Origin of the sequence: Dokdonia pacifica, from assembly GCF_900188275.1 — a bacterium.
In the GTDB taxonomy this organism is placed as follows: Bacteria; Bacteroidota; Bacteroidia; order Flavobacteriales; family Flavobacteriaceae; genus Dokdonia; species Dokdonia pacifica.
Genome location: NZ_FZNY01000016.1, coordinates 1 through 8,596, shown reverse-complemented (window position 1 = coordinate 8,596; position 8,596 = coordinate 1). Strand labels below are relative to the sequence as shown.

The 8,596-nt window shown below is 35.4% G+C and carries 7 protein-coding genes; 6 read left to right on the top strand and 1 reads right to left on the bottom strand.

The features are described 5' to 3' along the window. The 5 genes from CHB80_RS24900 to rplT form a co-directional block, all read left to right on the top strand. On the top strand, positions 1–268 hold a 268-nt coding region (locus CHB80_RS24900; RefSeq protein WP_218823104.1), incomplete at its 5' end, for a hypothetical protein. 256 nt (positions 269–524) lie between these two features. Further along, positions 525–2,471, top strand: a complete 1,947-nt coding sequence (gene thrS, locus CHB80_RS24235) for a threonine--tRNA ligase (protein WP_089374117.1) — start codon at positions 525–527, stop codon at positions 2,469–2,471. 81 nt (positions 2,472–2,552) lie between these two features. Then, positions 2,553–3,044 (top strand): translation initiation factor IF-3, encoded by a 492-nt coding sequence (infC, locus tag CHB80_RS24230; RefSeq protein WP_143337250.1) that lies wholly within the window; start codon positions 2,553–2,555, stop codon positions 3,042–3,044. 129 nt (positions 3,045–3,173) lie between these two features. Further along, positions 3,174–3,371 carry a 50S ribosomal protein L35 gene (gene rpmI, locus CHB80_RS24225; RefSeq protein ID WP_089374115.1) on the top strand — a complete coding sequence of 66 codons (198 nt, stop codon included), beginning with the start codon at positions 3,174–3,176 and terminating at the stop codon, positions 3,369–3,371. A gap of 100 nt (positions 3,372–3,471) precedes the next feature. After that, positions 3,472–3,816, top strand: coding sequence for a 50S ribosomal protein L20 (gene rplT, locus CHB80_RS24220; RefSeq protein ID WP_089374114.1), 345 nt, complete (start codon positions 3,472–3,474; stop codon positions 3,814–3,816). A gap of 84 nt (positions 3,817–3,900) precedes the next feature. Here the strand turns inward: rplT and CHB80_RS24215 are convergent, their stop codons facing one another. Beyond that, on the bottom strand, positions 3,901–4,299 hold the full coding sequence (locus tag CHB80_RS24215; RefSeq protein ID WP_089374113.1) for an OsmC family protein: 399 nt from the start codon (positions 4,297–4,299) through the stop codon (positions 3,901–3,903). 209 nt (positions 4,300–4,508) lie between these two features. On the opposite strand from CHB80_RS24215, the gene CHB80_RS24210 reads away from it, so the two are divergent. After that, positions 4,509–8,596 (top strand): IgGFc-binding protein (locus CHB80_RS24210; RefSeq protein ID WP_179218269.1); only part of this gene is annotated, 4,088 nt, incomplete at its 3' end.

Below are 8,596 nucleotides of genomic sequence, written 5' to 3'. Positions count from 1 at the left end.
TTCGCTCTACAATATCCCTCGCAAAGCGGGTGCAAATGTACAACTATTATTTTATTCCAAACAAACAAAAAATGAAAAAAATTTAATCTTTTTTTTATCTTTATTTAAAATCTTAAAACAATATACTCAAGAACTATTTTCACTTCTTTCTCAACACAACAACCGTCTTTTTCTTAAAGCGGGTGCAAATGTACAATTATTAATTTATTTTAAACAAATAAAAATTTATTTTTTTTCTTGCTCAAAATCAATAAAACAACAACTTTAAAAAAGAACATTTTTCGCGAAAGCGGACCGCAAAGATAACACCTCTTTTCTAACTAAAAAGAAAAATAATATTCTTTTTTCAAAAAAAACACAACGCCCTATCAAACAAATACATACAAGATCAATCACCTACACATCCTGTCCTTAATATATGTACACTAAATAAAAAGAAAAATATAACATCTTTCAGTAATAGATCATCTGGATATTGTACACGATAATAGAAGACATTATCTTTGCCTCGTAAATATAATATTATGATCAATATAAGCTTGCCTGACGGCAGTGTAAAACAAATGGAAAATGGAGTGACTCCTATGGATGTCGCAAAGAGCATCAGTGAAGGACTTGCTAGAAATGTAATTTCAGCAAAGTTTAATAATGAAACTGTTGAAACCTCTACCCCATTGACCACAGATGGATCTATCGTTTTATTCACCTGGAATAATGATGAAGGAAAAGAAGCTTTCAGACATTCATCATCTCACGTGCTTGCTCAAGCTTTATTAGAATTATACCCTGGAATTAAACTCACTATAGGACCTGCCATTGAAAATGGGTTTTATTATGATGTAGATACAGGAGATCATGTTATTTCAGACAAGGATTTCAAACGCATTGAAGACAAAATGCTAGAAATTGCCAGAGGAAAACACGATTTCAAAATGCGATCTGTTTCAAAAGCAGAGGCATTAGATAAATATAAAGCCGAAGGAAATGAGTATAAAGTAGAACTCATTGAAAATCTAGAAGACGGAACTATTACTTTTTGTGATCATGATAGCTTTACAGATTTATGTCGCGGAGGACACATTCCTAATACAGGTATTATAAAAGCCGTAAAAATCATGAGTGTTGCTGGAGCATACTGGAGAGGTGATGAAAACAAGCCTCAACTTACTCGTGTATATGGAACATCTTTTCCAAAACAGAAAGATTTGAAGCAATACTTGGAACTTCTTGAAGAGGCCAAGAAAAGAGATCATAGAAAATTAGGAAAGGAACTAGAACTTTTTACATTTTCTCAAAAAGTTGGACAAGGACTTCCTTTATGGTTACCAAAAGGTGCTGCTTTAAGGGAAAGGCTTGAAAACTTCCTAAAAGACGCTCAGAAGAAAGCTGGGTATGAAATGGTAGTTTCACCACACATTGCTCAAAAAGAGCTATATGTAACTTCGGGGCATTATGCTAAATATGGAGAGGACAGTTTTCAACCCATTAACACACCTGCAGATGGCGAAGAGTTTCTACTAAAACCCATGAATTGTCCACATCATTGTGAAATGTACAATGCACGCCCTTGGAGCTACAAAGAACTCCCAAAACGCTATGCTGAATTTGGGACTGTATATCGATATGAACAATCTGGAGAACTTCACGGGTTAACACGTGTAAGAGGATTTACACAAGATGATGCTCATATCTTCTGTACTCCAGATCAAATAGATTATGAATTTAAAAATGTTATAGATTTAGTTCTTTACGTTTTTGGATCACTAGGTTTTGAAAACTTTACCGCACAAGTATCTTTAAGGGATCCTGAAAAGCCAGAAAAATATATAGGTAGCGAAGAGAACTGGGAAAAAGCCGAAAATGCTATTCTTAATGCCGCAAAAGAGAAAGGACTGAATTATGTTGTAGAAACTGGAGAAGCAGCTTTTTATGGCCCTAAACTAGATTTCATGGTGAAAGATGCCCTTGGAAGAAGCTGGCAATTAGGGACAATACAAGTAGACTACAACTTACCTGAGCGCTTTGAACTGTCTTATAAGGGTAGTGATAATGAACTACATAGACCTGTAATGATTCACAGAGCTCCATTTGGAAGCATGGAACGTTTTATAGCGATTTTACTTGAACATACCGGTGGTAATTTTCCTTTATGGCTCATGCCTGAGCAAGCTATTATACTTACGCTGAGTGAGAAATATGAGAAATACGCCAAAAAAGTTTTAAATTTGCTAGAAAATCACGAAATTCGCGCCCTTGCAGATAATAGAAGCGAGACTATGGGTAAAAAAATCAGGGATGCAGAAATGCAAAAAATCCCTTTTATGATTATCGTAGGCGAGCAAGAAGAAAAAGATGGCACAATATCTGTAAGACGTCATGGAGGTGAAAATATGGGGAGTATGACTGTGGACGCTTTCGCGAAAGCGGTACAAACCGAAGTTGAAGCCACAATAAAAACATTTGAAGTTTAATTTTAAATATAGTAAGCCATAGCAATACGTAGAAAAAGATCGAAAGGTCCTGCAAGGATCATAAAAGAAGATCAACACAAGATCAATCAAAAAATTCGTGCCCGTGAGGTTCGACTTGTAGGAGACAATGTTGATGTAGGAGTATATCCTATAGCAAAAGCATTAAGCATAGCAGAAGATCTAGAATTAGATCTTGTAGAGATATCACCTAATGCCTCTCCACCTGTTTGTAAGATCATTGACTACAAGAAGTATGTGTATGAGCAGAAGAAACGTGAAAAAATCATGAAGGCGAAAGCCTCTAAAGTGATTATTAAAGAAATACGTTTTGGACCTAATACAGATGACCATGACTACGAATTTAAAAAGAAACACGCAGAGAAGTTTTTAAAAGAAGGCGCTAAGCTCAAAGCTTATGTATTCTTTAAAGGACGCTCTATTATTTACAAAGACAAAGGGGAAATCCTTTTACTTAAATTAGCTCAAGAATTAGAAGAACTAGGAAAAGTAGAACAGTTACCTCGTCTTGAAGGGAAGCGTATGACCATGTTTATCGCTCCTAAGAAGAAATAATAATACCTAACAAAGGTAATCACATAACAAACCCTTGAATTTTATAAATTCAGGGGTTTATTAACGATAAAATGCTTCTTTATAGAAGCAAAAAAAGAAAGAGAGTTAATTAAATAAAACTAGGAACAGATGCCTAAAATGAAAACAAAATCCAGTGCTAAAAAGCGTTTTAAGCTTACAGGAACTGGTAAAATCAAAAGAAAGCACGCTTTTAAGAGTCATATCCTGACAAAAAAATCTAAGAAGCGTAAGCTTAAACTGACTCATGACGGATTAGTTCATGAAGCAGATGAAAACAATGTTAAATTAATGCTTCGTATGAAGTAATTACTTTAACCGGTTACATTAAAATTTATAAACCCTGGAGTTAGGCCATTAAATTGAGCAAGTGTCTTTTTAGACCGCCTACTACAAAAAAAGTAAAATTATGCCAAGATCAGTAAACGCAGTCGCTTCAAGAGCCAGAAGAAAAAAGGTATTGAAGCAAGCAAAAGGTTACTTCGGACGTCGTAAAAACGTTTGGACAGTTGCAAAAAATGCGGTGGACAAAGCTATGCAATATGCATACAGAGACCGTCGTCAAAAGAAAAGAAATTTCCGTTCTTTATGGATTACTCGTATCAATGCGGGTGCTCGTATGCACGGAATGTCTTACTCTCAGTTTATGGGGAAAGTAAAAGCAAATGATATCGAGCTTAACCGTAAGGTGCTCGCAGATCTTGCTATGAATCACCCAGAAGCTTTTGCAGCTATTGTAAACAAAGTAAAATAAGGCTCAAGCCGAATTTATAATAAACGATTAACTCTTTTTAAAGCCCTGTTCAAATTGAACAGGGCTTTTTAATTATCTACCCCTTCACCAATTAAAAGTGATATCTTTCTCTATATCTGGATGTAAACTATAGTGCACTGGACATGTATTTGCTGTATGTTCTAATATTTTTTGAGATTTCACATCTATGCCCTTAGGAAAATCAAAAACCACTTTAATTTTTGAAATCCTTCTAGGATCTGCACTCATTGTTTTGGTAACAGTAGCAGTTGTACCATTAATAGATAGTTCCATTTGATTTGCTTTTATCCCCATAATAGTAAGCATACAATTTGCTAATCCAGTAGCAACAGTATCTGTTGGAGAAAACGCCTCTCCTTTTCCCTTATTATCTGTAGGTGCATCAGTGATATATGCATTGCCTGATTTGAGGTGTATATTTTCCGTTCTTAGGTCACCTAAGTAGGTTACTTTACTTGTCATATAAATTGTTTTATGTAAATATAATGCTTTCGCGAAAGCAAATAAATACAACACAACAAGAGTAATACATTAAAAAAAGAAAGCTTTTTATTTAAAATTAACACGTTTTATCAGTGCAAGAGCTGTTAAAACAGTGTTTCTATAAAGTTTTCTTAAAATATATACTTATTTTTAGAAGCCCTACTTTCATTTAATCATTCTAATAGGTTATGCGAATAAAAAACTACTTAGTATTACTATTTTTATTTTTATCTACTTTACCATCACTTGCTCAATTAGGAAGTACGCATTATATCCCACCACTTCACGGACGTATAAGTATTACCGACGCTACAGTATATCTCTCTACTCCTTTTCCTACACCCATCAATGTAACGATATCAAGAGGAGATGGAACCGTTTTAACAACACTTACTATTTCTCAAGGAAACCCAGCTATATATGAACCTGATTTATTTGCTAATTCTCCCATAGTTGTTCAAAACTCTGAACTTAACACTCCAATCGCAGACAAAGGGCTTATATTAGAATCAACCGAATTATTTTACGTTAGTTTAAGAACTTATAATTTTAATCATGCGGGGTACTTAACCGCAAAAGGAGAAGATGCACTTGGGCAAAGCTTTAGATTAGGAAGCTGTCCTCTTAACCCGAATAATTCTGCGCATAGTTTTTTTGCTTCCATCATGGCAACAGAGGATAATACTTCTATTACATTTTCTGATTATGATGCAGCAAACATGACCTTTGAAAATGGATTAAACCCTAATCCTACATTGAATGCTGGAGAAACGTTTGTGGTTTCTGGATATAGTGGAGACCCAGATAATAATGAAGGTTTTATTGGGGCTCTATTAACTGCTGACAAACCCATTGTAGTAAATAGTGGTAACCTTAGAGGAACAATGCCTAATCCAGACACTTCAGCTGCTAACTGGTCTGACCATATGATTGACCAAATTGTAGACGAAAGTGCCACAGGTTTTGAGTACATGCTCATACGTGGAGGTGGAAATCCAGTTTCCGAAAGACCACTTATCATTGCTAATCAAGATAACACAGAGATATTTGTAAATGGAAATCCAATTGGAGTTACCTTAAATACTGGTGAATACACCATACTTGATAATGACAACCTTTACTTACCTGCAGATCCCAATGCTGTACATAGAAATATGTATATAAGTACTAATGATGACACTAAAAGCATTTATGTGTACCAATTTTTAGCAGGTCGATCTGGAACAAATGATCAAACAATAACACCACCTGATGTTCCAGATGCAACACCAGGAATGAATTTTATTCCACCTCTTAGTTGTTTCTTTCAAAATGATGTTGATCTTATACCAGCTGTAGATGAAATATACCCCAATAGTATTGAAGACTATGTTGGAAATCTTTTAATCACTTCAAGAGTTGGAAATACGGTAACAGTAAATGGTACTGTAATCCCAGTTGGTGATGCACTTGGAAACCCTGGAACACCAGATTGGGAAACTTATTTTTTAGAAGATCAGATGGGTGATATTTCCATTATTGCTGATGGCCCGATAGCTGTAGGTCTTTTTGGAAGTGATAATCGAGATGTAGCTCAAGGTCTAGGCGGTTCTGCTGGATTTGGAGGATACTATTCAGGATTTGCAGTAACTCCTGAAGATACCGAAACAGATGTGTGTACAAATGCAGGTCCTATCAACCTATTAGATCGTTTTGATGGGAATCCCCCTACTGGTGGTACCTGGACACCAGCTCTTAATAGTGGGACAGACATTTTTGACCCCCTTACTGATCCTATTTCCAATCCTTCTCTCGTCTATAATTATGTCGCTATTGGTGAATGTGACCCTATAGATGTAGATATCACAATTACACTCGTAGATGCACCTGCTCTAAATCCAATCCCAAATATAGATGCTTGTGAAACCTTTTCGCTACCAGATCCTAGTACTATTGCTGGAAATTTCTTAAACAATCCTCAATATTACGATGGTCCACAAATTAGTCCTACTACAAATCTTATCGATTGGACGATTCCTATAACTACAACTACTACCATTTTTATATTTGATGAAGTAGAAGCTGATCCTGATAATTGTACCGATGAACTTTCATTTACTATTACAGTAAATGATTTTGCAATTGCAAATCCAGTGCCTGATCAGATTGTTTGTGATGACCCAACGAATGATGGATTAGCTATTTTCAACCTTACTCCATTAGCCGCTACAGTCTTAGGAACACAAAGTCCTCTATCATACACTGTTACATTTCACACAACTCCTTTAGATGCTACAAATGGGACCGCTCCCATAGCTACTCCAGGGGCGTATCAAGCTGGAACATCTACAATATTTGCCAGAATAGAAAATAATTTAAGTGCTATATGTTTTGACACAACTCCTATTAATCTAATTGTAGATATACTTCCTGTTATAAACCAAGTTCCTGATCAAATTAATTGTGATGATCCGTCTAATGACGGACTAGAGGTCTTTGATCTTGATGGTCTTATCCCTTTTATAATTGCACCATTTACTCTTGCCGAAGTTGAAGTAAGTTTTCACCTATCTCAAAACGACGCAGATAATGATGTAGCACCCCTTACAACAGCTGGAGGGTATAATTCACCTAATGATGAAATATTTATTCGTGTAGAAAACATAGCCAATACAAGTTGCTTTGACACATCATCATTTATGGTTATTGTAAATCAACGACCTATTCCAGTTGACCCAGGTCCTTTTGTTGTCTGTGATAATACTGCAGATGGAAGTGACACAAATGGATTTGTAGAGTTTAATTTAGGCTCACTAAACAATACCATTTTAGGGACTCAAGACCCAACACAGTTTACACTCACATATCATATAGATGCAAATGATGCCCTATTGGATCAGAGTCCATTACCATTATTTTTCACAAATACAATAGTAGGCGGACAGCCAATTTTTGTTAGGCTTGAAAATGATAATTTCACAGATTGTTTTACTGTCATTTCTTTTGATTTAGTCGTTGGAGCATTACCAGTCATCATAAATCCAGCACCACTATTAACACAATGTGATATAGATAATGATGGATTTGCTGTTTTTAATTTAACAGAAGGTGAAGTGTTAATTTCTGCAGATTTTGTAAATGAGACCTTCCAATACTTTGATCAAGCAGGAAATTCAATTGCAGATCCTATCGCATATACAAATGCTATTGTCAATAATGAGACGATAGATGTAATTGTATCTACTGTAAATGGATGTACACGCCCTGCTCAGTTATTATTAGAAGTAGACACTTCTCAAATCCCAGCTAACTTCTTATTAGAGTATACAGCTTGTGATACCGATGGAGATTTGGTTTCTGTGTTTGACTTTAGTGATGCCACAGCCCAAGTCTTGGCCTTATTTCCTGCAGGACAATTATTAACTGTTTCGTATTACGAAACTCTTCAGGAAGCACAAAGTGAAGTAAATGCGATTCCAGATATTAGTAATTACACCAATAATATTGCACTAACAGATGTAAATGGCGTTCAAGGCATTTATGTGCGTGTAGATGGTGATACGGCCAATGATTGTATTGGTTTAGGAATTCATGTGCAATTAACAGTCTTACCAAATCCTGTATTGAATACAGATGTTACAGATTTTGTTGAATGTAGTGATGATGGTGTTTTTGGTATTTTTGACCTAACATCTAAAGATATAGAAATCACGGGAGGTAATCCAGATTATGTTGTAAGCTACTATGCTTCACTAGCTGATTATACAGCGGTTCCTCCAATAGCGATTCCAAATCCTACGATCTATCCTAATACTAGTGAACCACAAACTATATACTACAGTGCTGTTAATACCATTACTGGTTGTAGCACTTTTGATGAAGTTAATTTATTCTTTGAATTATTTATCAATGAAAATCCAACAACTGTTCTTCCAACTGATTTAATTATTTGTGATGAAGATGGTACTCCTGATGGATTAACTACTATAGATTTAACAGTGAAGAATGCAGAGATTACGGGTGGTTTTGATCCAACAGTTACAGTAAGCTATCATCTTACCTTAGCAGGCGCTAATGTAAATGATGCTTCGATTCCTGATCCAACAATGTTTACAAATACAACGAATATTCAAATTGTCTTTGCAAGGGTGACCAATAATATTACAGGATGTTTCTCAACAGAACCATTACGTATCGAAGTATTTTTACTTCCAGTTCCTGTTGTTCCTGCAGATTTAGAAGTTTGTGATGTCGATAATGATGGTATTTTTGATTTCTTCATTTTATCAGATGTAGA

Bases quoted from the DNA above. Each gene is read 5' to 3' on its own strand.
- rplT (WP_089374114.1), top strand. From the start codon at position 3,472: ATGCCAAGATCAGTAAACGCAGTCGCTTCAAGAGCCAGAAGAAAAAAG.
- rpmI (WP_089374115.1), top strand. From the start codon at position 3,174: ATGCCTAAAATGAAAACAAAATCCAGTGCTAAAAAGCGTTTTAAGCTT.
- thrS (WP_089374117.1), top strand. From the start codon at position 525: ATGATCAATATAAGCTTGCCTGACGGCAGTGTAAAACAAATGGAAAAT.
- CHB80_RS24215 (WP_089374113.1), bottom strand. From the start codon at position 4,299: ATGACAAGTAAAGTAACCTACTTAGGTGACCTAAGAACGGAAAATATA.